General features: G+C 63.8%; 16 protein-coding genes and 2 pseudogenes. 4 read left to right on the plus strand and 14 right to left on the minus strand.

Annotated elements, in window-relative coordinates:
- Nucleotides 1-52: 52 nt before the first annotated feature.
- From ACSYG9_RS18630 to ACSYG9_RS18670, 9 genes and pseudogenes are all read right to left on the minus strand, one after another.
- The gene (locus ACSYG9_RS18630) at nucleotides 53-1,225 is read right to left on the minus strand and encodes an McrC family protein (RefSeq protein ID WP_454839472.1); all 1,173 of its coding nucleotides are present in this window, start codon (nucleotides 1,223-1,225) and stop codon (nucleotides 53-55) included.
- Between the two features lie 14 nt (nucleotides 1,226-1,239).
- On the minus strand, nucleotides 1,240-3,993 hold the full coding sequence (locus tag ACSYG9_RS18635; RefSeq protein ID WP_454839473.1) for an McrB family protein: 2,754 nt from the start codon (nucleotides 3,991-3,993) through the stop codon (nucleotides 1,240-1,242).
- A gap of 310 nt (nucleotides 3,994-4,303) precedes the next feature.
- Nucleotides 4,304-5,413, minus strand: coding sequence for an ABC transporter ATP-binding protein (locus ACSYG9_RS18640; protein WP_454839474.1), 1,110 nt, complete (start codon nucleotides 5,411-5,413; stop codon nucleotides 4,304-4,306).
- On the minus strand, nucleotides 5,410-6,741 hold the full coding sequence (locus ACSYG9_RS18645) for an ABC transporter substrate-binding protein (RefSeq protein ID WP_454839475.1): 1,332 nt from the start codon (nucleotides 6,739-6,741) through the stop codon (nucleotides 5,410-5,412). Before ACSYG9_RS18645 ends, ACSYG9_RS18640 begins: the two co-directional genes overlap by 4 nt.
- Nucleotides 6,742-6,776: 35 nt before the next feature.
- A complete protein-coding gene (locus ACSYG9_RS18650; protein WP_454839477.1) occupies nucleotides 6,777-7,598 on the minus strand; it encodes a carbohydrate ABC transporter permease in 822 nt (273 codons plus the stop codon).
- A complete protein-coding gene (locus tag ACSYG9_RS18655) occupies nucleotides 7,595-8,536 on the minus strand; it encodes a carbohydrate ABC transporter permease (protein WP_454839478.1) in 942 nt (313 codons plus the stop codon). Before ACSYG9_RS18655 ends, ACSYG9_RS18650 begins: the two co-directional genes overlap by 4 nt.
- The gene (locus tag ACSYG9_RS18660; RefSeq protein WP_454839480.1) at nucleotides 8,533-10,668 is read right to left on the minus strand and encodes an outer membrane protein assembly factor BamB family protein; all 2,136 of its coding nucleotides are present in this window, start codon (nucleotides 10,666-10,668) and stop codon (nucleotides 8,533-8,535) included. Before ACSYG9_RS18660 ends, ACSYG9_RS18655 begins: the two co-directional genes overlap by 4 nt.
- 32 nt (nucleotides 10,669-10,700) lie before the next feature.
- Nucleotides 10,701-11,108 carry an SIS domain-containing protein gene (locus tag ACSYG9_RS18665; RefSeq protein ID WP_454842998.1) on the minus strand — a complete coding sequence of 136 codons (408 nt, stop codon included), beginning with the start codon at nucleotides 11,106-11,108 and terminating at the stop codon, nucleotides 10,701-10,703.
- A gap of 210 nt (nucleotides 11,109-11,318) precedes the next feature.
- Nucleotides 11,319-11,558: pseudogene (locus ACSYG9_RS18670) on the minus strand (IS1380 family transposase); the annotation flags it as partial.
- Nucleotides 11,559-11,943: 385 nt separating this feature from the next.
- On the opposite strand from ACSYG9_RS18670, the gene ACSYG9_RS18675 reads away from it, so the two are divergent.
- Both ACSYG9_RS18675 and ACSYG9_RS18680 read left to right on the plus strand, forming a co-directional pair.
- Entirely contained in the window at nucleotides 11,944-12,684 is a 741-nt protein-coding gene (locus tag ACSYG9_RS18675; protein WP_454839481.1) for a class I SAM-dependent methyltransferase, read from the plus strand.
- Between the two features lie 20 nt (nucleotides 12,685-12,704).
- Complete coding sequence (locus ACSYG9_RS18680) at nucleotides 12,705-12,881, plus strand: hypothetical protein (RefSeq protein ID WP_454839482.1); 177 nt, start codon at nucleotides 12,705-12,707, stop codon at nucleotides 12,879-12,881.
- Between the two features lie 3 nt (nucleotides 12,882-12,884).
- Here the strand turns inward: ACSYG9_RS18680 and ACSYG9_RS18685 are convergent, their stop codons facing one another.
- From ACSYG9_RS18685 to ACSYG9_RS18705, 5 genes and pseudogenes are all read right to left on the minus strand, one after another.
- Nucleotides 12,885-13,739, minus strand: a complete 855-nt coding sequence (locus ACSYG9_RS18685) for a hypothetical protein (protein WP_454839484.1) — start codon at nucleotides 13,737-13,739, stop codon at nucleotides 12,885-12,887.
- Between the two features lie 231 nt (nucleotides 13,740-13,970).
- Nucleotides 13,971-14,471 carry a hypothetical protein gene (locus ACSYG9_RS18690; RefSeq protein WP_454839485.1) on the minus strand — a complete coding sequence of 167 codons (501 nt, stop codon included), beginning with the start codon at nucleotides 14,469-14,471 and terminating at the stop codon, nucleotides 13,971-13,973.
- A 236-nt stretch (nucleotides 14,472-14,707) separates the two neighbouring features.
- Nucleotides 14,708-15,652, minus strand: a complete 945-nt coding sequence (locus ACSYG9_RS18695; RefSeq protein WP_454839486.1) for a hypothetical protein — start codon at nucleotides 15,650-15,652, stop codon at nucleotides 14,708-14,710.
- Nucleotides 15,653-15,695: 43 nt separating this feature from the next.
- Nucleotides 15,696-16,691, minus strand: coding sequence for a hypothetical protein (locus tag ACSYG9_RS18700; RefSeq protein WP_454839488.1), 996 nt, complete (start codon nucleotides 16,689-16,691; stop codon nucleotides 15,696-15,698).
- Between the two features lie 1,199 nt (nucleotides 16,692-17,890).
- Nucleotides 17,891-18,695: pseudogene (locus tag ACSYG9_RS18705) on the minus strand (HD domain-containing phosphohydrolase); the annotation flags it as partial.
- A 547-nt stretch (nucleotides 18,696-19,242) separates the two neighbouring features.
- On the opposite strand from ACSYG9_RS18705, the gene ACSYG9_RS18710 reads away from it, so the two are divergent.
- Both ACSYG9_RS18710 and ACSYG9_RS18715 read left to right on the plus strand, forming a co-directional pair.
- Nucleotides 19,243-20,442 (plus strand): hypothetical protein, encoded by a 1,200-nt coding sequence (locus ACSYG9_RS18710; protein WP_454839489.1) that lies wholly within the window; start codon nucleotides 19,243-19,245, stop codon nucleotides 20,440-20,442.
- Nucleotides 20,429-23,254: an FtsW/RodA/SpoVE family cell cycle protein gene (locus ACSYG9_RS18715; RefSeq protein ID WP_454839490.1), complete on the plus strand. Its 2,826-nt coding sequence runs from the start codon at nucleotides 20,429-20,431 to the stop codon at nucleotides 23,252-23,254. The genes ACSYG9_RS18710 and ACSYG9_RS18715 overlap by 14 nt, the downstream gene beginning before the upstream one ends.

Below are 23,254 nucleotides of genomic sequence, written 5' to 3' on the forward strand. Positions count from 1 at the left end.
GATCAGCGCGAAAGCGCGAGGCTAATGTCTGGTGGGCGGTGAGTGGAGTGAATCACTGAACCCGCGTGAGACTGTCGACGATCGCATCGGCCAAGGATTCGATCTCGTCGTCAACTTCTTGGGCGGGCCCTGTCAGGTCTATGGATCGAAGTACCAACCTCTTACCGGAATTCTTCACCGTCACGGGCCGGTGGCCTGGCTCTCCGTGGCGTCGGCAGTAGACCAGTACTCCTTCGGGTAGGTCCATCGCGGTCGTATACGCCAAGAGCTGGTAATAGTCGCTACTGCGCCCCCGTGCATCGAGGGCGAGCTTGTATTTGATGTCACCGACGTAGCGTGCGCTACCGTCGAGATTGCGGAACACCAGGTCGGGCCGCATGGAGACCTGCCGATCGAGCCCGAGGTGCACGGTCGGCTCAGCGACGACCTCGAGGCGACCCTGCAGAGCCCGGCGGAGCCGTTCGGTGACGAACCGCTGGAAAAGATCGTTCATGTCGACCATGAACGAGGGTGCAGACGTCGCCCCGTGAGCATCAGTGAGCGTGAGGTTGGCGAGAATGAGACGGGCCAGCCCCAGCGCCGGAGCATAATGCCGATTCAGCCGTGTGAGGTGGATGGCATCGATCGACTCGGTGCTTACGGAAACGTCGGCAACAGATTCGAGGGCGACGAGTTGGCGCATAAGACGTTGTCGGTCGTCGGGCGCAACCCTCGGGACGCGAAGAGCTAATCGGATGGCTGCTCGGAGCGCTCTGTTCTCAACGACGTCTTCGGAGAACTCGTCATAGGTGCAGGCCAGAGGTGTGAGTACACCGGCTTGTCTGAACTGTCCGGCCACGTCCAGCCGTCCGCGGAGCGCGACTAATTGTTCGGCACGAGCCTCATACGAGCGTAGGACGCCTCGCCCAAGCGCGGTCTCCACCGTTCTGGCGAAGAATCCGATCACGGAAGAGATCAGGGATGTGGAACTGTCGTAATCGAAGTTCTCGGGAAGCCAAGAGTTCGCCGGTAGGCCAGGTTCGAGCAGCAAGAACAGGTTCTCGGGATTGATCTTCGGACGGATCAACAGCTCGATCCCCTCGACCGCGAGTGACCCCACGTACGAGGACGCCGTCACCAGCCACCGATCGTCGGTGACCGGCGAGACGGTGACGAACCCCGTCCGCTGCAAAGCAGCGGCTTGGTTTCGAGTCAGGTCGAGCTCGTACGTTTCGTACTCGAGCATGGTCGGCACAGCCGTTAGGACGCTGACTCGTCGTCGGCGTCCGCGGCCTCGATCGATTCGCCAGCCAGATCGCTGAAACGGCTCCACACTTGCCCGAACCGGAAGTAGTCGATCCTTGCACTGTCGCCGAAGAATTGATCTTCGATGAAGGGCTCGATGTCGTATTCCCAGATGCGGCGGAGAGATTCACGATCCAGTCCGGGTTTCATGAAATGGCTGGCTCCGAGTTGCAGGTGCGGGCCTCCGAGTGCATCGGTGAGCTCGTCGTTTACCTGGGCGACCAGCTCGCCGACCCAAGCAGGTTCCCCTTCGCGTGCTAGCCACCGATCCAACAGGTTCTTCATCGGGCCGTGGTTCGGGAAAAACGGGATGAAGTGGAACCGTCGGCGCAACGCGGCGTCTATCAGCGCGATGGAACGGTCGGCGGTGTTCATCGTGCCGATGAACCAGATGTTCTTCGGTAGCTCGAACGGATCGTCCGGTCGGTAGAGGGTCCGGATCGGGGTATCGCGGTATTCGAAGAGGAACAGCAACTCTCCGAGTACCTTCGGCAGGTTCGCCCGGTTGATCTCGTCGATGATCATCACGTGGCGACGCCCCGGTGCCTCACCGGCGCGAGCCGACAATTGTGCAAGTGGCCCTTTCTGCAGGCGATAGGTCATGGTACCGTCGGCATCGGTTTCCGGCCGGTACCCTTCGAAGAAGTCCTCGTAGGACGTCGATGGATGGAACTGCACGATGGGGCGCCGCTCCGCTCCGGGCGCCAGTGCCTCCGCCAACTTCCGAGCAAAGAAGGTCTTTCCCGTGCCAGGTGGTCCGTAGAAAATCACCTGTCGCTTCTGTTCGAGCAGTTCCGTGATGTCGTCGATAAAGGAGCGGTCGACTAGTAAATCGTCGGCAAGCTCGTCGAGGGGATCGGATACCTGGTTCTCTTCCGGTTCCGCATCTCGCTCGGCATACCAGTAGAGAAATGATCCCATTCCGAGTGGGTCGCCTGGGAAATGGTGATCCAGACGTCGACGAAGAGCATCGTTCGATGTGACCTGCGCCTTGCCGCGGGACCCGCCGGCCGGCGAGTCGATTTCGAGGAGTTTGAGCATCCGCAGCTTCCCCTTGGGGCCCGTGTACGGATACACGGTGATAAACCGGTCGGGATGGCAGATTGCCAGCATCTTCATCATCGCCGACTCCCCAAATCCCTTGACTCGGAGGGCGGGGTCCTCCAAGGCTTGGTCGATCCGAGTCTCAGGGGGATCCTCACCCCAACACAGGTAAGAAAATGTATCGAGAATCCGTTGGTACTCAGCCTCGTTCGCGTCGCGGACACTGGTATTGAGCGCCGACATCGGGCCGGTGCTGCCGTAACGGCCGGTGTTCCAGATCCGGCGCAGGTCGACCGTATCCGCGATGGGGAGGTTCTCTGGATCGAGGAGCTTCACGAAGTCGCGGCGATCGGCTTTGTCCTGATCATGTCTCGGGGTGGGGTACCCGGTTTCGGTTTTGAATTCTGCTACGAGCGCCCTTAGATCATCATCGTCATGGGCGGCGGGCTCTTCGCCGAGCAGTCCGGCGATGGAGCCGGACAACTCGGCAGCGGTGTTGAGCACTTCAGCCTTCAGATCCAGTGACGAGAACGATTCGCGACCGAACCACCGCCCGTAGATCACCTCTCCGGTGCCGCCACCGACGAAGCCGACGTCCTCGCCGGTACGTGACCTGCGGCCCGAGAGCACCCTGTACCCGGAGACCGGGTGTTCATCGAGGTATGCGATCGCTTTCTCAGTGGCACCGGTATCTGCGTCCGGGTACGGACGCAGTCCGATCGCCAGTCCGTGGCTGTTGAGCCACACCCGAACGGCCAGGCCGTAGGTGTGGGGGACCCGCCAGTCGACCCAGAGGTCGCCGCGTGGTCGGTCCCGGTTCCAGAACACGTTCGGCTTACGCTCCTTGAGCGTGCGGCCGGCGGCCTCGGACACTTCGTCGTTGAGGGCGGTGCCAATATGCTGTGCGACGGCGACCAGTGCCCGAGCGTTGGGCAGATACTTCTCAGCGTCTGCGTCAGGGTCCGGCGCTTGCTCCCGGTACGCAGCCCGGTCGCAAAGGATCTCGTCGATGACCACCGGCTGTTTGTCGGCCCACCAGGCGGCAACCCGCTCGAACCGGAGCGGGTCGCTGTCAATTTCCATTCCGAAACGATAGAGCTCGGTGTATCGGTCGCCTTCGTCATCGTATTCTGTTGCACCGGTGCAGTACTCGACGTATCTAACAGATTTGGGCCAGGCTACTGGCCACGCCCGGGGGTCTTCCAGCCCCCAGTAGTAGGAGGCCACGAATGGTGCGCGTTTGGGGCTGGGATGTGCTCCGACCCGGATTTCCTGAAGGTGGTTCGCCAGCAACCGGATCTTTCGGACAGCATCGTCAAGGTCCGTCGGTACCGCCAATGCGTCGAGCAGGACGGTGACGGCGGTGTCCGGATCGGGTGACCTCTTATTGATCTGGTTGATGATCATCTGCCCGCCGGTGCCGCTGAACCCCGAATCGAAGTTGCGTACCCAACGGTCAGTAGCGGACTGGAAAGTGGCTAGATCGCGGGTCCGCCGCAGTGTCTCCAGGAAGGGGTGTGCTTCGTGCGCATGAGGAGTGATATTCCGCTCGCGCCAGTTCTGTGCGTCGTCCTCGCTGCCGGTCTCGAACCGTTCTATGTGGGCTCGGTGCCAGCGCTGGCGGAAATCTCGTTCACGAACATCACTATCCTCGACACCGGGCACTTACGACCTCCTCGTCATTTCGGCCATCTTAACTTTGGAGTAGCACAGGCGTTTGAGGGCGGTGTCCAGGCCAAGGGAATATGGGCGGCGAACGTCGTCCCCTGGCGGCTCGCTACAGGGCCTGCGCGGACGATCTGGTCGGCGATGCCGGACGAAGCGTCGCCGGTGGAACAAATTCGATCCGTCGCGTTCCCGCTACATTTCCATTCATACGCGCGGGTTACAGCCGGTGTGTATGCCTGAGAATGTAGCGGGAGCAGCCGGGCAGCAGTCTCTTTCGTTGCGGCTTACGTTCGGCCGGTGCTATGTGTCAGCTGTGGGCTAGTGCGGGTTCGCGGATGTCGATCCCGCGTTCCTGCGCGTTGCCGAGTCGCTGTTCGGTGAGGTTCGAGTACACGTGAACATGGCTGCGTTCGCACCATGCGGTCAAATGCTCACCGATCGCGGGCACGTTCTCACTACCCACCAGGATGGCGAAGGACTCGACCGAGTCTCCGCACTGCACGTGCACGATGCGTTCGCGGCCGGTCGGCTCGATCAGGACGACCCTGCCGTCCACCCGCCAGATCTCCGACGAGTGCAGAGCACCTTCGCCCAGGTGGAACCGTTCGGGCCGCACACCCAGCGTGATGGCGTCGTCGCCACCGAGAAGAGGACCGAAGCGCGACACGCGGGTTTCGGGGTCGACGCGGAAGAGATTCATCGGGGGAGTTCCCACGAAACCTGCGACGAACAACGTCTGCGGCTGTCGGTACAGCTCATCGGGGGTGCCGAGCTGTTCGATGCGCCCCTTGTTGATGACGGCGATACGGGACGCCATTGCCATCGCGTCGGCTTGGTCGTGGGTGACGTTGATGCCAGTGGCGCCCACCGACTGCAGCAGTCCCGCGATCTCCACGCGGAGTGCTGCGTGGAGCTGAGCGTCGAGTCCGGAGAGCGGTTCGTCGAGCAGCACGATGTTGCTGCGCCGAGCGAGCGCCCTGGCCAGCGCGATGCGCTGACGCTGCCCACCCGACATCTGCCGAGGCTTGCGATCGAGGAGGTGCTCGACCTGCATCCGGGTTGCGATGTCGGTGGCGCGGGCGTCGGCGTCGGTGCGGCTGAGCTTCTTTCCGTGCCGTAGGCCCAAGGTGATGTTCTCGCGACTGCTCAGGTGCGGATAGAGAGCGTAGCTCTGGAAAACGATTGCCACATCGCGCTTCTCGGGCGGGATCCCGTTCTGCGACACACCTCCGAACCGGATCTCGCCTGTGTCGACAGCCTCGAGGCCCGCGATGATCCGCAAGAGGGTGGATTTGCCGGAACCGGACGGTCCGAGGATGGCGATGTTCTCACCGGACTCGACGTCGAAATCGATATCTGCGAGGGCCGTGACGTCGCCGAAGGTCTTGGTGACACCGGAGATCTGGACGGCGGTCACGATACGGCTCCTACGATTGCGTTGATGGACTCGACTGCGCTCTGCACGGTGCTTTCAGCGTCGGCGCCGGTCTGGAGCTGCTGGTTCATCACTTCGATGATGTCGTAGATCTCGGCGGTGTGCGCGCCCGGGAACCCACCCCACTGGGTGAGTTCGTTGTCGAAGGTCCACGCGAACGTCATCTGAGGGGTTGCCTGATCGGATGCCAGCAACTCGTCGCGAGCAGTGGTGTCCACGGGGATGTAGCTGCGCTGAGTGCCCGACGCCTGCAGCACGCTCTCCGGGGTCAGGATCTGCCCAATGAGCTCATTGGCGAATGCTGCGCGGCAGGGATCTTCCGAGAGGACCATGTAGCCGTTGCCGCCTGCGGGCAACGCGCGATCCTGGTTGCCGTCGACGGTCGGCAGTTTGATGGGCATCCAGTCGAACTTGTCGCCGACACCCTGGCTGATCGCCGCGATGTTGGAGGTGGTGACCATCGAGATGGGCAGGGTGCCCGAGGTGAAGATGTCCATGGCCTGGGTGGCGTCGGGAATGTCGGCCTCCCACCCGTTGCTGCCGAGGTCGGACGAGATGCGCAGTGCGTCGACACCGGCCACGTCACCGAATGCGGCGGCGCCGTCGGAATCGACGAGGGTTCCGCCGGAAGCCTGGATGAGTCCTTGCGCAAACCACTCGGGTAGGCCCGTAGGAGCGATGGAGACGGAGGGTGTCCCGGTGTGGGCGGTGACCTTCTCCGCGACGCGCAGAAGATCGTCGTAGGTCTTGATGTCTTCGGCGGTCCCCGCGTCGGCTTCGTTGAGCAGGTCCTGGTTGACGACCATGACCGGAGCCGAGATCTGCGCGGGCGCCACGTAGGTGACACCGTCGCGAGCGGTGCCGGCGCCGAAGAACTGCTTCTGGTAGGTGTCGGCCAGAACCGAGGAGTCGAAGGGGACGGGGTCGTAGGCGTCGACCCAGAACTGCATCTGTCCGAGTCCGGTCATGATGAGGTCGGGGCGGTTGCCCACGGCGATGTCGGCGACGATTTGCTGGGTGAGATCGTCGTAGGACGTCGACGGCGCAGCCTGGGCGTCGAATTTCAGTCCGGGGTAGCGCTTTTCCATTGCTTCGACTGCGGCTGCCATGGATTCGGTTGCCACCGAGTTGAAGGCGACGTCGATGACGGTTCCTTCGGCGGTGCACTGGTCGACGTCGACGGCAGCGGCCACCGACGCTCCGTCTGCAGGCTGATCTGTCGTGGTGGTGCCGGCGCCACCGCACGCGGCGAGACCGAAGGTGAGGGCTGTTGCGGTGGTGCCGACGAGGACACGTGTACGGGAACGCATGAGTCTGTTGCTCCTGTTGTGGGGTGTGGAGGTTGTTATCCGGTGATTTCGGTACCGCTCATGCCCCGCACGAAATGCTTCTGGGCGACGAGGAAGATGACGACGATCGGCACAGTGACGATCGCGGCACCGGCGGCAAGTGCGGGATAGTCGAATCCGGTGCTGGCGTCCTGGAAGATGGACAATGCCAGTGGGGGAGTCTGGATCTCGGGGCTGCGTGCCACGAGAAGGGGCCACATGTAGTCGTTCCAGTGAACGAAGATCGAGTACACGCTGAAGGCGGCGATACCGGGCATCGCGATGGGCGTGACGATGCTGATCATCGTGCGGATCGGCCCCAGTCCATCCATCTCGCATGCCTCGAACAGCGCCGCGGGGATGGATATCATCTGGTTGCGGATCATGAAGGTACCGAGCACCGATGTGGCGAACGGCAGGATCAGCGCGGCCAAGGTGTCGCCGAGCCCGACCTGGTTGAGGCCGATGAACAACGGGATCATCGTGACCTGCGCCGGTATGAGCAGGCAGAGCATGACGAACCCGAACACTTTGCCGGTCCACCGCGCGCGGTGGACTGTCAGCACGTACGCGGCAGGGATGCAGGTCAACAGCTGGAGGGCCAGGATTCCGAAGGTGACGAGCAACCCCACCACCATGGCGTTGCCCAGCGACGCATCGTTCCACGCGCGGGCGTAGCCGTCGAAGGTGATGCCGTCCGGCAGCAGGGAGAATCCGGTGCCGAATACCTGGTCGTGGTCTGCAACCGAGGTGCGAAGCATCCAATAGAAGGGGAACAGCGAGATCAGGAGTGCGACGGTGAGGAGTACCCACCTGCCGGTCTTTCGAGCAGTGTTCATCGGTCGGCCTTTCCGGAGAGCATGCGTCGCTGCCAGATGCCGACTGCGAGCAGCGCCACGACCATCAAGAAGGACAACGCCGACGCCGCGCCCAAATCGAAGTACTGGAAGCCCATCCGCCATGCCATGGTCAGGATCAGTTCGGACGAATGCTGTGGTCCGCCGTCCGTCATCACCCGAACCGTGTCGAATGCCTGCACGGATTGGAGGACGGCCATGACCACGGCGAACACCACGGACGGCTTCATGACGGGCAGCGTGATCTTCATCAACCGGGTCCACCCGTTGATGCCTTCCATGCGCGCGGCCTCGTGCATGGTGTCCGGGATGGTCGACAGGCCGGCAAAGAAGATCATCATGGTGAACGACGCGGTCCGCCAGATTCCGACGAGTGCGACGGTGAGCAGCGAGTAATCGGTGCTGCCGAGCCAGTTGATCGGTGCGATGCCGATCATGCCCAGCAGGGAATTCGCGACGCCGCTACGGAAGTCGAGCATGAACGTGAAGACCACAGCCATGGCGACCAGGTTTGCGGTCATGGGCAGGAAAAGCAGCGTGCGAACCAGTGCTCTTCCGCGAGTGAGGGAATCGGCGAGCAGCGCAAGCAACAAGCCGATCGCCAGGCTCGGGATGATCGTGCCCAGCGAGTACAGGACGGTATTGGTGATCGCCTGCCATACCCGAGAATCGCCGAAGATCTTCTGGTAGTTGGCGAATCCGACGAAGCCCCATTCACCGCCGGCCAGCGGAATGGAGAACCAGCTCCCGATGAACGTGAGAACCGCGGGGAGGAAGATGAACAGCGACGCCAGGATCGCCATCGGCGACACCATGACCACGGGAGCCCACCGCCGCCACGTTGACGGGCGGAACTGCGAGTCGGGCGCGCTCGAGGGCGACTGCTTCTCGTCGGCGCGGGAGGGAAGGGTGGCGGTCACAGCAGCGCCGCCCTGTCCAGCGCGAAGACCCCGCCGTCCACCCCGACTCCCACGACGACATCTCCTGAGTTCACCAGCGGCGCTGCCACCGGCACACCGACGGACACCGCAGTGACGAGCTCACCGTCGAGCGAGTACGTCCGGATCACACCGTCGACGCACGGCAGGACCACACGATCGTCGAGCACCAGCGGGGGCGCGACGACGGCGCCGCTCTGCTTCGAATACGGCTGCATCGGGAACGGGGCTTCCGGCTCGACCCGCACGTCCCAGAGCCGGCTCCCGTCGTTTCTGTCGAGCATCGTGATGCCGGAGCCGACGACAGTTACGAGGATTCCTCGATCGGTGACCACCGGTGAGGTGGCGCTGTAGTTGCCTGTGTGCTCGGCGGTCCACTTCAGTACCCCGGTCGACGCATCGACGGCGACGGTCGTCGAGTAGCAGGGGAACACCACCGAGTGGGTCTGCTCGTCGTATGCGGCGGCGCCCATGACCAGCAGACGTTTGGTCTCGCGGAAATCCGCGGACGAGTCCACAGCGGCCTTCGTCCACGCGTTCGCGCCGGTGTCGAGATTCAATCCGATGGGATGGTCGGGACTGGGCCAGAATCCCGCGATCACCAGATCGCCGACGATCAGCGGAGCCGTGTGGCTCACCAGGTTGTGGTGCGGGGCCAGATCGGTGCGACGCCAGAGCACCCGCCCGTCGGTGGTGTCGATGCGTCGCAAGTCGGCCTGGTCGCCGACGACGACACTGCCTGCAGCCGCCGACGGCGCACCCCAAGCAAAGCGGCGCAGCGGATCCGGTGACGGGCACGTCCACAACAACGTCCCGTCGGCCCGGTCGTATCCGGACACGTCGCCGGTGACCTCGACGGCCACGACGACGTCGCCGACCACGGCAGGCGCGACCTTCACCGACGACGCGGTGCGCGCAGTCCACAGGACTCGGCCCGTGTCGAGGTCGAGTGCTTCCACCGCGCCGCCGGGTGCGTCCTCGAACTGGGATCCGACGAAGACGCGGTCGCCGCTGATCGACACACCCTGCCGATGACCGGCGCCCGCGAGGAAGGTCCGCCACCGCGCACCCGCGGAATCCTCGTCGTGCGACACAGGCGCGATGGTGGATTTGCTCAGCACCGGTGCGAGCGCGAGGTTGTCGGACGAGTGGAGGGCGGCGGTGTCGAGGGTGAAACCCTCACCGTCCCACGTCACCTTCCGCAGCGACGGCGGGCTGTAGTCGAGACCGGCGAAGAATGTCGGTGCGGTGTTGACATGCAGGGTTCCGTCGACCTTCACCACACGCGAGGTGTGCCAGTGTCCGGAGAACGTCGCGATGGGTAGACGCGGAACGTTCGCCAGCAGCGACTCGTTCGGCTGGTCGTGGAACAGCAATGCCCACGGCACTTCCGGTGAGACGAGGGCGAGGTCGTTGCGGAGCCACTCCTCCTGCACCTCGTTGTCCAGACCCAGCTCGTGTGTGTGCCAATCCATCGCGACGACATGCAGACCGGGCACGTCGAAGCTGTACCAGCGGGGACCCATGAAGTGCTCGTAGGCAGTCGAATCCGCAGAATTCGTGAGGTAGTTGTTCGGCGACACGACGGAGGTGCTGTTGCCGTTCATGTGATCGTGATTGCCAGGGATCGCGTGAATCGGCACCGGGCTCGTGGCGAGCGCGCCGACGAGGGCTTCGTACTCGTCGGCGATGCCGTTGTCGACGAGGTCGCCGGTGAGGAAGATCGCCTGTGCGTCGGGGGCGGTCGTGGGAAGTGCGCTCAGCAACGACGTGAACTGTTCGGCACGGCCGCCCTCCGGGTACATGGCGTGCTTGTTGCGTTCGATGTCCGTGACCATTCCGCCGGGCACACTCAGGTGCGTATCGGTCAGGTGGACGAACTCGAAGGGGAGGGTCTGGGGCTGTTCGACGAGATCGAAATCGATCGGACCCGGCGCCACAGCGGCCCACCAGCGATTCGCCGAGAAGTTCTCGGTCCGCGAGACGAAGACGAATCGTCCCCGGTCGGGAAGTGTGTACGCGCCGTCGTCGTCGGTTCTCACGGTGTCGTGGCCGTTGGAGACGACGATGCCGGCAAGACCTGTTCGGTCGGGAGCGCGGACTGTTCCATACATGTTCGTTCAACCTTGCATTGAGGGGGGATGCGTCAGAAGCGGTGTTCGGCGAGAACGTCGGCAGTGGCCTGCAGATACTTCGCAGCGTCGGGAACTTGTCGCTTGAGTAGGACGTGGAGCGCGTCGAGGACCGCGAGATGCACCAATCTGCTGGTGACGGCCTCGACGCGGATCCGGGTTTCGGCGCTTCCCGCGATGATCGTGTGATCGCACAGCTCTGTCAGGGGAGAGCGGGTGAAGCTTGTCAGTGCCGCCACGGTGGCGCCCGCAGCCTTGGCGGCGCGTGCCGCGGCCAGCGTCTCGAACGTCGAGCCCGTGTGGCTGATCGCGAACAGTAGATCGTTCTCGTCGAGCATCCGCGCCTGGATGTGTTGTGCGTGGACGTCGGCGACGTAGATGGCGTGGAGCCCGAGTGTGCTGAGTCGGTAGGCGCAGTCCATCGCGAGCACCGCAGACGTTCCTACCGCGGCCAGCTGGATCCGTTGGGCACCCAGTAGCGCTAAGCCTCAATGCACCGATTGGCTGATGCTTTCGTCGTGACTTCCATTGCGCCGCTTGGAACCAGGTGTGGACATGGATGATCGTCGGACCACTCGTGTCGGGTTGTTCCACTGCATCTTTCGTGTGGTGAGCGGTCAGGTGAGCCGCTGTTAGCCGATGACCGGCTTGTTCTGTCCGAACACGGTGTCGAACAGGGTGTTCCACGCCTCTTCCCACGGTCATCGCTGCGGTAGGTGCATTGTCAACCGGCGAGCCGACGACGCGATCCGGGCGGGAACCGACACCATGGTCCGCCGGACGGTGCCGGTAGTCGCCTTGACCAGCTTCAGGTCGCGGGTGAGGGTAGCGGCGGCGAGGGTGAGATTGAAGGCCATCACCGCGCAGACCAGGCAGTGGGAAAATCAGCGAGTCCACCGAGGATCGGGTCGCCGCAGACGACGGTGGTGCACAATGTTGGGGCGGGCATGGCGTTCCTTGCAGGTGTGAGCGTCAGAACTTCCATATTCACGGGCGTGCCATGCCCGCACCCACATCGATGTTCGTCGGCGTGTCCCGCTGCGAAACTCGAGCTCATTCACATGCTGGATGACTTTGACGGAACCCTGGTCTTGAGACCGCCTTCCTGTCTCGTTGCGTTTCATGATGGCTTCTATTCGATTGCATCGAGGCTGTGAGGTTTCGGTGGTTTGTGTAACGTCTGCGGGTCTTGAACGAGTGTGGATATTGTGACGATGAGTGGTGTGTAGTGGTCTCGAGGCGACGAAAGGTGCACCGATGGGAAGTCAGTTCGACGAACTTGGGAATCTGTATGAGGGTATGGCTGAATGGCCATTTCGTCAGTTTCTGGAAGTACCCAATGTGCTTGGCATACTTGGTGATCTGTCCGGTCGGAAGGTGCTTGATTTCGGTTGCGGTAATGGGATGTACTCCCGCTGGATGAAGGAGCAAGGGGCAGAGCAAGTGATCGGATACGACGTATCGGACGGCATGCTCGAATATGCCCGAGCGTGGGAAGCGAAGTCCGGTCGCGGAATTACCTTCACGTCGGATCTGTCATCCGACCTGGATGGGCAGTTCGATATCGTCCTAGCGGTGTATGTGCTGCCTTACGCGACGACACGAGACGAACTGTTGAGGATGTGTGCGGAAATGGCCCGCCCACTGCGTTCCGGTGGACGCCTGGTCACGCTTCCGATACATCCGGACTATGTGCGGGATCCGTCGTACTACGAGCGCTACGGTTTCCGTCTTACGCCGCTCGGCGCGGATATCGACGGTGGACAAGTGCAGTTGGACCTTTTCGATCCGGCAGATCCGGATGAGGAAGATACTGTCACGGCATATGTATGGAGCCGCGAAAGTATTGATGCAGCAATGCATGCCGGAGGATTTTCTTTGTCTCAGTGGGTTGGGTACGGTCAGGTGCGCTCGCCTGAGTCGGACGTGTATGCCAAGCATCTCCACGATTATTGGACGCGGCCTCACGCGGCGATCCTCAACTGTCGGCGAGCGTAGTCGAACGACTCAACGATGTGATGTCGCGCTGGACGATCCACACCGCCGGCGAGATCGAGCACGGCCCGTTGATCGACCACGTCGCGTCGGACCTGGAGTGCGTTGCGGTGCGCACATGGCTAGGTAGCGACGAGGCCGGACGGCTGAGTGATCATTCAGGAGCGGTGTGCACCTTGCGTGCCGTCGGTGTGCCCTGAAGTTCAGGCGATGTCGCTAAGGCCTTCGACGACCGACTGTCCGTCAGGATCTGGCCTGCGCAGTTCGGGGTACGCCATCTGGACGAGTTGGGGGCAGTGATTACGCGTGTAGATGCAGAAGTGCTTTCGCATCACGTCGAGGACAAGCTGTGCTGCAGCGGTGGTTACCTCTACATAGGCCAACAACTGCTCGAGAGACGGTAGATCGGTTGCAACCAAGCTGATGAGATCGTCGCCGGCGTCGACGTACTCACGCGTGCACAGACGTACTCGCGGATGGCGACGTGTGAAACGTCGCTGTGCTCGGCGGTCGGGGAGGAGCTGCCGGCGTCGCACATTGATGAACCCGCGGACAGCGTCCGGTGAGGACTTTGCACCGTGCACGACGAACACTTCCATTCGCCCGACGCTGACGCAGAAATGGCGAGGGAACTGGCTGTGCCGGTAGGTGCCGGCGCTCACCGACCAGTACTGGAACTCGGTCGCGCGCGGAGCGGGTACGCAACGATCCAAGAAGTGCCGGAGCAGCGAGGTGATCTGTGGCTCGGATGGATGCTCACGGTACCGACGAGCAGCGGTCGAATAGCGCACCTCTTGCTCGGCGAGGTACTTGAGAGGAGTGTTGTCCAGTGAGTTGAAGCGGTGAGGATCGACGATCCATTTCTGCTGGTTTTCGCTGCTCAGCAGCTCCTCCAGCGCGTCGCGTCCTACAGTGATGTTCGCGTGAGTCACGTTGCGCACGTAGGCGGAGTGCTGTCCCAGCTCCCTGATCAGCTTCCGCTCGAACCCCTGGAGTTTCTGCTTGGACGCGGCCTTCGGTAGCAGTCGAACCGAGCTGATCTCGGTGCCCCACCTCACGGCATGTCCGCCCATCCGAGCGCGAAGATCCACAGACTCGCCGATGTAGAAGGAGTCATCCGTGAAATGCAGCAGGTACCAACCGCTCTGCCTGGGTCCGTGTGCAGGCAGTGAAGTCCGACGGACCTCAGCGAACTCTACCGGGGCCCGAAATCGATGACTGTCCGCCCAGGAGTGGACCTCACTGCTGCTCACCCGCGTTCGGACCTTTCGTAGGTGGGGAGACAAGACTCAAGCAAAGAATCCGGAGACTCCGTCGATCGTGAATTGGTCGCGCAGTTTGCATGCAGAGTTCTGGTTGGCGAACAACCCCGGGATGCGCAGCGCCTGGGGACGATCAACGGTGCTTGTCCACGTGACCGGCAGAATCCACTCTCGGTAGTCCTCGTCCGGATCCGGATCGGATACTTCGCGTCCGTACGGGCCGACGAGATCGAGGCTGCGAAACGCCACGGAATGTCCGTCGATAACCAGGCGGGCATGGTCCGCGGGCGTAGCAGGCGCAGTCACCGTGCCGATGCCGACGTAGCCGACCTTGGGGATGTAGGCGAAGACTTGACCTCCGACGGGAACCTTCTGCAGGCTGTCGGAGTACCATTTCCGACCACCGGCGGAGACGAAGCCGTAACGTCGGGCATCATCCCAACTTCGCGATCCGTTCGCTTCCCCGAAGCTGACGTACCAGTCTCTGCCGTTCCACACCGGTTGCTCGGATGCCGCGTCCGTTGTCATTCCTACTGATCCCTATCTCGCTCGAGCGCTCGCGGCCGTAGCTCCAGGAACTGGCCGCACCTTTGGGAACTTATCGACCAAAGTGGACGGATGTTACAAACCACACAGCCCACGCCCCGGGCTCGGACGGTCAGGTGTTCCCGCTACGTTCCCATTCATACGCGCGTGCAGTAGCCGGTGTGGATAGCTGAGAATGTAGCGGGAACTGCAGGGGCGGCGACGTCAATGAGACTGACCTACGCTTTCGCCTTCTGGGCGCGTGCCGAGCGGAAGCGTTCGCGCAGGGGAGTAGGTCTCAGGAGTTCGGTTGCACTCGGTTCGCTGATGAGCTTTCGGTCGTGCGGGTTTTCGTGAAGACGTTTCAACAAGGCGAAGAGTGTGTTCGGCTCCGAGACCAACGTGTGAGCCATGATCGCGACCGAGTAATCGGTGTCATGGTGAGTCCTGAAAGCTTGAGGTACAAGTGATGTGGTGGTTAGAGCGATAACCGGGTGAGGCGCGGATCCGACGCGTACGCCTAAGTCTCCCGGTGAGATTTGCGCGATTTCGTCCCAGCGGAGGAACAGATCGGATTCACGGATTGAAAACACAATTCTTCGCCGCGCGTACCGCCTGATGCCATTCGGGTAGATGTGCAGGACCGTAGTGAATCGGACCGAAGCCAATAGTAAGGCGCCGGCGCCGGTCACGGCGGCGCCAGTTGCGGAGATGATCGCGACTTCTTGTGTGGCACGCCCGAATGGCACGAGGCTTTCGCTGACGCCGGCCACCCACCCGATCGAAATAGTGAGGCCGTAGGCGGTGATACCCAGGAGGATTGCGGTCATCACCGGAATCAACGATCTGCTCGTGGGCACCGTCACACCTGGCCCGTGTTCACCATTGGTGTGGCGCGAGATTCGTCGGGGTAGCGCAATATGTCGGAAGCCGGATTCCCGCAAGAGGCCAATGCTGATGAGCAGTGCAGCCAGGCTTACTCCGGTGAATCCGAGGGCAGTGAGCGATTCACCGCTGCGTGCCCCGTTCCAGGCAGTGGCAGCGCTGAGTGCAGCGGAAAGCGCTACTGCCACCGATGCGGCGAGCTGGCTGGGGCGGAGGGCTTGCGGCCAAGGTTGAAAACTGGACGGAGAACTGGCATCTGCGGCGTGTTCGGCGGCCATCTTGCGGTTCGATTTGTACAAGTTCGATTCCTGGTGGGTGCTGAGGCGTCGGGGTGTGAGGGCGTTAGTTCCAAGCAGCTTGAGATCCTTTGGAAACGCCCCATGTGAAAAAGCCGCCAACGGCAGCACCTATGAGTAGCCCCGCCGCCGTTCCGACACCGGGGGCAACGGCAGTGCCGATGAGCCCGCCCAGCTTGGTCCCCGCGTAGGTTCCCGCCGCGAAACCTACGGCAGCACCGGCGCTTTCCGTGACCACTGCCTTGGTGGGGTCCATTCCACCCTCGATATCGTTGTTGATGGCCGGTACGGTCCCGAGGATCGCAGCGTACGGGCCGAGTCCTCTGGCGATACCGCGTCCGAGATCGTCACCCGTCGACAGAGCTGCGCTTTTCAAGCCTTCCTTGGTTGCGTCGGACATGAGCCCGATCGTGGACGCGGCAACCGTGGCGGGCACGTCCGGAACCCAGGAGAATTTTCCGTTCGCGGATTTGATGACCTTTCCTGGCGTCGCCGCTTCGGCGGCGTCCTCTAGCGCGACGATCGCAGCGTGGGTACGGGCTGTCGCGTCGTCGGCAGCTGCCGCCGCCTGCTGGAGAGAGTCGACGAGCGCGACGCTCAGTTCGGCAGCCTGGCGTTCGAGTTGGAGGGACGCGGTGTCGTAGGTTGCGCCGGGCGGTAGTAGAGCACGCAGAAGTGAGATCTGGTCCGCGGCGTCGACGATTCCGTTGTCGTGCACAGTGAACGATTGATGCTCAGCAGCCCGGACCAGTGTGAGAACGTGCATTTGTGCGCCTTCGACGACCCCTGCGGTTGTGCGATAGGCGTCGGCAATCTGCAGGAGTGCGCCGGCGATGGCGCTTCCGAGCGAGCGTTCCTGGACGACGCGGAGAGCGGCGGCGTTTGCGGCGTCGCCTTTCCATCGCTCCGCAAGGGCGTCTTGATCGTTGAGCAGTCCTTTCATGCGGTCATCGAGTCTGTCGACGAGGTCGTCGAGTTCGACGGCGGTCGCCCGCAATGCGTGGGGGTTCCATGCGGTGACGGACGTGACATTCGGGCTCACCCGAGCAGGCCCATGGTCGTCAGGATCGCGGCGAACGCGCGATGCGTGCGCGGCTCTACATGCAACGTCACTACTGTCCCCCCGACAGAATCCCCCGATATGTCTTGCCGAGACGATAACAGAGCGACTACGGGGCTCTGCTGTGACAGCGACTCAGGGATTACCCGAGACGATGGTGTTCTGCCGCCTCCAGATGAGCCAGCGACGTCGCTCAGTTCGTAATGGGCCGTCGACTCGTCCAGGTAGCCGGCGGCGAGCGCGTCTCCGGCATCTTCTGGATTGCTGCACGTCCGGAGCGGGCAGCACCTCGTGCATTCATGACGATCGCGTCGTCGGCGAGGTGAGCGTTCATCAGGGATGTGTCGATGGTGTTGGAGCATCCTGGACGTCGCGGACGATCGCCTGGATCTGCTTGAGGTTGTGGGGGTCTTTCGAACGGCTACGCCGTGCCGGGTACGCGGGAGCCGCACCTCGCAGCTCGTCCGTGCTCGTCGTCAGGCAACCACCCGTGGTCGTCGCACTGCCGCTGCACCCGATCGGCCGTCTGGGGAGTCTCGGCGCCGTCACTGTGCATGGTCTTCCGACCCTTCAGCCGGGGGGTTCCCTGTAAGTCCACGGTTCTCGTCAAATCGTTCCACGGTTGTACTGGCGCGATCGCGACTTCCGTCTCTACGGCGGGGCGCAACCGTCCAGGTTCATCGAGCAGCTGCTCGCGGAGATCGACCGGAATCCGACGGTGATCTTCGGGGTTGACGTACTTGCCGGTGGTGGAGTCTGTAGATCTGTAACACTCTGTGTATCAGCGTCGATACGGGACTCGAACGGTTCATCGAGACGAGGAGGACACGTACGTGATTCGCAAGTTGTTAGTGGTGGCCGCTGCAACCACAGCGATCGGATTCGCCGGCCCGGCGACCGCAATTGCCGCGCCGCTCGAAGGACCGTGGCCGATCGCCCCTTGTTCGGCCAACCCCTTCACGTTGGACTGCCTGGCTGGGGCGCTTTCTGATTTTCTGAGGGTAGGATCATCCGATTCCGGTTCGGCTGGTTCGATTTCGGCCGACTGACTTCGATTTCGTGAAGAAGGGCGCCCGACCTCGTGCTGAGGCGGGCGCCTTGGTCTCCGTATGGAACATGCCGTCCTCCGCGTCGCGACGCATCCGACCCGCCGCGTCCTCGGCGGAGGCGAGTCAGCGCTGTTTGCCGGCCTCGGCGGCCAGGTTCGCGACGTTGCGTGAATGACCCAGCAGGAAAGGGTATTTGAAGTCGACGAAATCGGCCATAGCCCGCAGCAGGTCGTCGAGGTTGGTCGGGGCTCAGGGTGCGGTCGCGATCCGGCGTTTGTGCGAGAGCGGCCGACCACGCGTCCTCGTCGAGAACGCCGTCGGTGATCTCCGTGCAGTTGTCGTCGAATGTCTGCACCACCATCGGGCACAACTGGGTGCCGCTGCGCGTGCGCGCCACCGCCACGGTGTGTTCGAGTCCGCCGGAGCGCAGGTGCACGTCGGCGACGTCGGCCAGGTGCACGGGTCGCATCTCCACGGGAATCTCGTTATCGCGCGCACCCGTCGGCAACCCTACGCAGTCCCATCGCTCGAACGTGAACGCCAGCATCTCGCCGACCCGGGGGTCCAGGCCGAGGAGGTCGGCAAGGATACCTGCGGACCCGCAGTGCAACCGGATGAGTTCTGTCATGTCAACGGAGTAGGTGTCGGCGCGGAAGACGATGTCGTCGCCGAACAGATCGGCCAGCTCGTGCGAATCCGTGTGGTACCCGATCCAGACGACCAGGTTCGAGTAGTAGACGACGGCACGCTGCTCGTCGTTCAGGCCCATCCTGTCCACGATGCGTGTCGCGATCAGCGCCGACCGCAGGATGTGGTCCATCGGCTGACCCAGACCGAGATCGATTGCCAGGGAAAACGCGGCCACCACTTCGGCTCGCCGCGGAAAGGCACCCGCGAGAACTGGCGGCGCCGTCGCGGGGATGATGTGCGGGCCCATCGCCGTCGCGATGGTCAGCAAGACGACGGGGCCGCTCGAGCCGAGCCAGATCATCACGATCATCATCACGGGCTGCCGTGTTGGTCCGATATCGACTGGCTGCAGGTTCCTACGGATCCAGCCGTGTGGTGCTCCGTCGATACTTGCGGGCTCTCGACGAGTAGCGTCTCGGGCCTGACTCGAGACGATGGTGTTCTGCCAGGCGTCGCTTGGCCTCGACGCTGCGCCACGCGCGAAGGTTCGATGGGTACGAAATTCTGCCTTCGAATCGTGAGAGTTGATTACTTCTCCCGCTGGTGGCCCACGCGACTCGGCGACTGGACTTGGAGGCCAACCCGTACGGTGCGGCGAGCTGGTGGCTGATTCCGGTGGACATTCTCAATGGCCGCAGCCCAGCAGGGTTTCGCTGAAACCCGAGTCAACTCGTGGGCAAATAGCACACAATAGATTCTGTAAACGAAACATCAAGGGGGAAAGGTAGTTCAAGGTCAAATACTCTCCCGCTCCGGTCTGGTTTGCGGGAACGTCGGCATTTGCGGGATGCGTGATGATCGAAGCAGTCTTGGGAGTTCATACGACGGACTACAAGAACAACGAGGCTCGATCCGGACCGCCCGTATGTATCGACGGCGACACGGGTGGTGTGGCGCTCGGAAGGCTGCTTGCAATTGCGACATTGACCCCCGCGCAGGCCGCATTGCTCGTCACCGATGTGGTCGATCAACTCGAACTCGCGAATGGCCGGGGCTGTCCCCCGATCCGATTCCGAGACGGCGACGTGATGGTGTCCGACGCCGGACAGCTCGTGATCCGGTCCACCGGCGATGCCGGGTCCTGGGACGAGGTGCGCGATGTGGCGGCGCGTCTGCTTCACCGGATCGTGACGAACTGCCGCAGTGAGGCACTTGCAGACCGTGTGGAGATAGCGCTCGCGGAATCGTCGGATCTCGTCGGTTTGGCGAGGCGGGTTCGTTACGCTGCCGCAACCGAATTCGACGACGTCGAGATCGGAAGGAAACGGTCACAGCTCGCCGCACTCGTCACGGCTGTGAAGGGGCGCGCTCAGACGGGGGACGCTGCGGCCGAACGGACGGATGTGCCGATCCCGGCGACCGGCCGGAACCGTCGGCACCCGTTCGCGAGGAAGGTATGGCATCGCAAGAGGAGGCGGCTGTCGAGGCGCCGGGGGATATTCGCGTTGCTCGCCGTCCTGATACTCGTCGGGATGGTGTGGGCGGCGCCTGCTGCGTGGTCGGAGCTGAACCGGTCCTGGCACACACTCCTCGACCCGGTGGAGTCGTCGATGGACGATCGGATCAGCCCGGTCTCGCCGCCGGCCGAGCCGGAAACCGGACCCGGGCCCGTCGATACCGCTCTTCCGGCCGCCGCCGGCCCGATCACTCAGGTGGCCGCGACCTTCGCGAACGGCCCGTGCGAGGCAGGACGGTCGTGCACCGTGCGGGTCGATGTGGGACTCGACCCCGCAACGAGCGTCGGCGCGGTGACCTGGAATCCGACCGTCTACGACCGATGTACGGGCGCGACGCTGCCCGGCGGGGAGGTCACGATTCCGGTGCCACCGGGCGCGCGGGAGGCATACGGCATCGGCAGCGTCGACCTGCCGCAGGGGTCGGCGCTTGCCGTCGCCGCGGTCACCACCGTCCCCGCCGCGACCGCGTCCGAACCGATGTACGTTCCCAGCGAGAACGCAACCTGCTCGCCCGGGAGCCCCAGTGACGGCGGGTAGGCGACCCTCCGATCCGTGGCTCGTCACGGCGGCCGTCGCGCTGGTCGTCCTCGGCATGCTCAACATGATCTCGACGGGCATGTCGTCGCTCGCCGTGCGTCACGCGGTACTCGCCGCCGTGGGGCTCGGCGCGATGTGGGTGGCCTCGCGCACGCGGATCGCTGCCCTGAGTCGTTTCGGGTGGGTGTCGTTCGCCGCTGCGGTGGTGCTGCTCGTGGCGGTGCCGTTGATCGGGATCGCGACGAAGGGCGCTCAGCGTTGGCTGAACCTCGGCGTGTTCACCCTCCAGCCCTCCGAGATCGCCAAGCTCGCGCTCGTTCTGGTGCCCGCTTCGATCCTGGCGGTCGGGTACACGTTCGGCAGGTTAGTCCAGGTCCTGGCTGTGTCGTCGGTGCCGATCGTGTTGGTTGCGGTGCAGCCCGACCTGTCGACCGCCGTGGTGCTCGTGGCCACCGTGCTGCTCATGCTGATTCTGGCGCGGGTGCCGCTGCGGACGCTGGGCCCACTGTTCGCGCTCGGGCTTGTCTCCCTGCCGCTGGCTGTGGTGTTCCTGCGTCCGTATCAGCTCGAGCGGATCCACGTGTTCCTGTCGAACGACGCCGACCCGCAGGGGTCGGGGTGGGCGGCGTGGCAGGCGGACATCGCGATCGGCAGCGCGGGATGGTGGGGGCTCGGACGGGAACCGGACTACGACCTGCGAGCCCAGTACCTGCCCGAATCGGAACACGACCTGGCCTTCGCGAGCCTGGTGTACGGGTGGGGCCTCGTTGCCGGCATGGCCGTCGTGGTCGCCGTAGTGATCATCGTGTGGCGTTCTGTGATCGCCGCCCGGCTCGCACGGACCCGGGAGGGGGCACTCGTCGCGGCCGGTGTCGGCGGGGTGTTCGGTCTGCATACGGCGGTCTCAGTTGCCCAAAGCCTGTCGCTGCTGCCGCACACCGGCATGCCGATTCCGGTGTTCAGCTACGGCGGCACCGCCTCGATCATCGGGTTCGTGTCCATCGGACTCGTGCTCGCGGTACGCCGTGACGGTGTGACGCGACCCCTGTGGGTGACCGAGCCCCACCGGAGGCGGCTGCCGCGTGCCGTGCCGGCGGGCGCGGTGACGTTGACGGCGTCGCTGGTTGCGATGTCGGTGTTCGCGTGGCAGTTGCAGACCGACCACGGCACGGAACTGCGGGCGACGAGCGACACGCAGATGCTGCGCTGCATCCGTCTGCCCGCCGAGCGCGGCCACATCGTCGATCGGGCCGGTGTTCCGGTCGCGGCCAATGCCGACGAGTACACCGTCGCGGTGGTCGCGCGGATGTTCGAAGAGGGAGACCCGGCGGTGCGTGACGAGCTCGCGGCTCTGCTCGGTATCACCCCGGCACAGCTGGGGGAGGAGCTCCGGGGCAGCGACGGAGAGCTGCAGGTCACGCTCGGACGGGTCGGACCCGAGCAGGCCCGGGCCATCGTGGACGCCCAACTGCCTTGGGTGCTCGTCTACCCGACGGGCCGCAGACACTACCCGCACGGGGAGGTGCTGGCGTCGGTCCTCGGGTACGTCGGGATCGCGGATTCGCAGGACATGCAGGTCTGGCCGAATCTCGCCCTCGGATCACGGGTGGGGAAGGCCGGGCTGGAGAGGCAGTACGACGCGCTATTGCGCGGCGTCGACGGCCGGCAGTGCATGTACGTCGATCCATCCGGGCGTCCCGTCGGCACCGGGGAGCGGGTGGATCCGATCCGGGGCCACGACCTGCGGCTTCACCTCGATCTCGGCATGCAACAAGCCGCGACCGATGCGCTCACCCAGGCCGTGCGCGGCAGCGGAGGAGACCTCGGCGCAGCAGTCGTGATGGACGCCCGCACGGGGGCCGTGCTGGCACTGGCCAGCGTGCCCGGCTACGACAACAACGTCTACGGGCCACCGGTCGATCCGGTCGCGCTCGCGGCACAGACGGACGGTGACGGACCGGGCCGCATGCTCAATCACGCCGTCCAGACGGCCGTACCTCCCGGCTCGACCTTCAAGATCGTGACCGCCTCGGCGAACGCGGCGTTCCAGGTGCTGTCGCCGGACGCAGCCCTCGCCGGCGGGGCAGCCTATACCTACGGAGGGCACACGTTCGCGAACTGGCAACCGATGGGACCGAACAGCCTGATCGGGGCGATCCAGTGGTCGGACAACGTGTACTTCTACCAGCTCGCCGACCTCCTCGGACCCGAGCGCATCGCGACCACCGCCACCGAACTCGGGGTGGGCTCACGCTCGGGAATCGATCTGCCCAGCGAATCCGAGGGTTTCCTCGGCACACCCGAGAACGTCGGGACTATCGGCGGAACCTGGTATCCGGGCTCGACGCTGTTGATGGGAATCGGTCAGGGGACCGTCACTGCCACCCCGCTGCAGGTGGCGCGCTGGACGTCGGGCATCGCCTCGGGCGCGACGGTGACCCCGCAGCTCGCGGCAGCATACGGACCCGCGGGCACTGTGCCTATCCCCACCGCTGAACCGCGTCGGTTGTCCTTCGCGGACGAACTCGAACCTGTGCGAGCGGGGATGCGGGCGTCGGCGTCGGCCGGTACTGCCGGCCAACTCGCGAGCCTGCCGGTGCCGGCCGCCGCCAAGACCGGCACGGCGGAGGATCCGTCGGCGCCCGGAAAAGGCCTCAATGCCTGGTTCTCGGCGGTGGTACCTGCCGACGCACCGGAGGTCGTGGTGACGGCGCTGGTGCGGGGTGGCGGATTCGGGTCGGCGACGGCCGGGCCGGTCGTCAAGGGGCTGCTCGAGCATTACCTCGCGCAGATCCGTACACCGAACCCCTGA

This window comes from Rhodococcus sp. SJ-2 (assembly GCF_053750035.1).

Excerpts from the sequence above, each read along its gene's own strand:
- ACSYG9_RS18630 (WP_454839472.1), bottom strand. The coding sequence starts at position 1,225 with ATGCTCGAGTACGAAACGTACGAGCTCGACCTGACTCGAAACCAAGCC.
- ACSYG9_RS18645 (WP_454839475.1), bottom strand. The coding sequence starts at position 6,741 with ATGCGTTCCCGTACACGTGTCCTCGTCGGCACCACCGCAACAGCCCTC.
- ACSYG9_RS18650 (WP_454839477.1), bottom strand. The coding sequence starts at position 7,598 with ATGAACACTGCTCGAAAGACCGGCAGGTGGGTACTCCTCACCGTCGCA.
- ACSYG9_RS18660 (WP_454839480.1), bottom strand. The coding sequence starts at position 10,668 with ATGTATGGAACAGTCCGCGCTCCCGACCGAACAGGTCTTGCCGGCATC.
- ACSYG9_RS18665 (WP_454842998.1), bottom strand. The coding sequence starts at position 11,108 with ATGGACTGCGCCTACCGACTCAGCACACTCGGGCTCCACGCCATCTAC.
- ACSYG9_RS18675 (WP_454839481.1), top strand. The coding sequence starts at position 11,944 with ATGGGAAGTCAGTTCGACGAACTTGGGAATCTGTATGAGGGTATGGCT.
- ACSYG9_RS18680 (WP_454839482.1), top strand. The coding sequence starts at position 12,705 with ATGTCGCGCTGGACGATCCACACCGCCGGCGAGATCGAGCACGGCCCG.
- ACSYG9_RS18690 (WP_454839485.1), bottom strand. The coding sequence starts at position 14,471 with ATGACAACGGACGCGGCATCCGAGCAACCGGTGTGGAACGGCAGAGAC.
- ACSYG9_RS18710 (WP_454839489.1), top strand. The coding sequence starts at position 19,243 with ATGATCGAAGCAGTCTTGGGAGTTCATACGACGGACTACAAGAACAAC.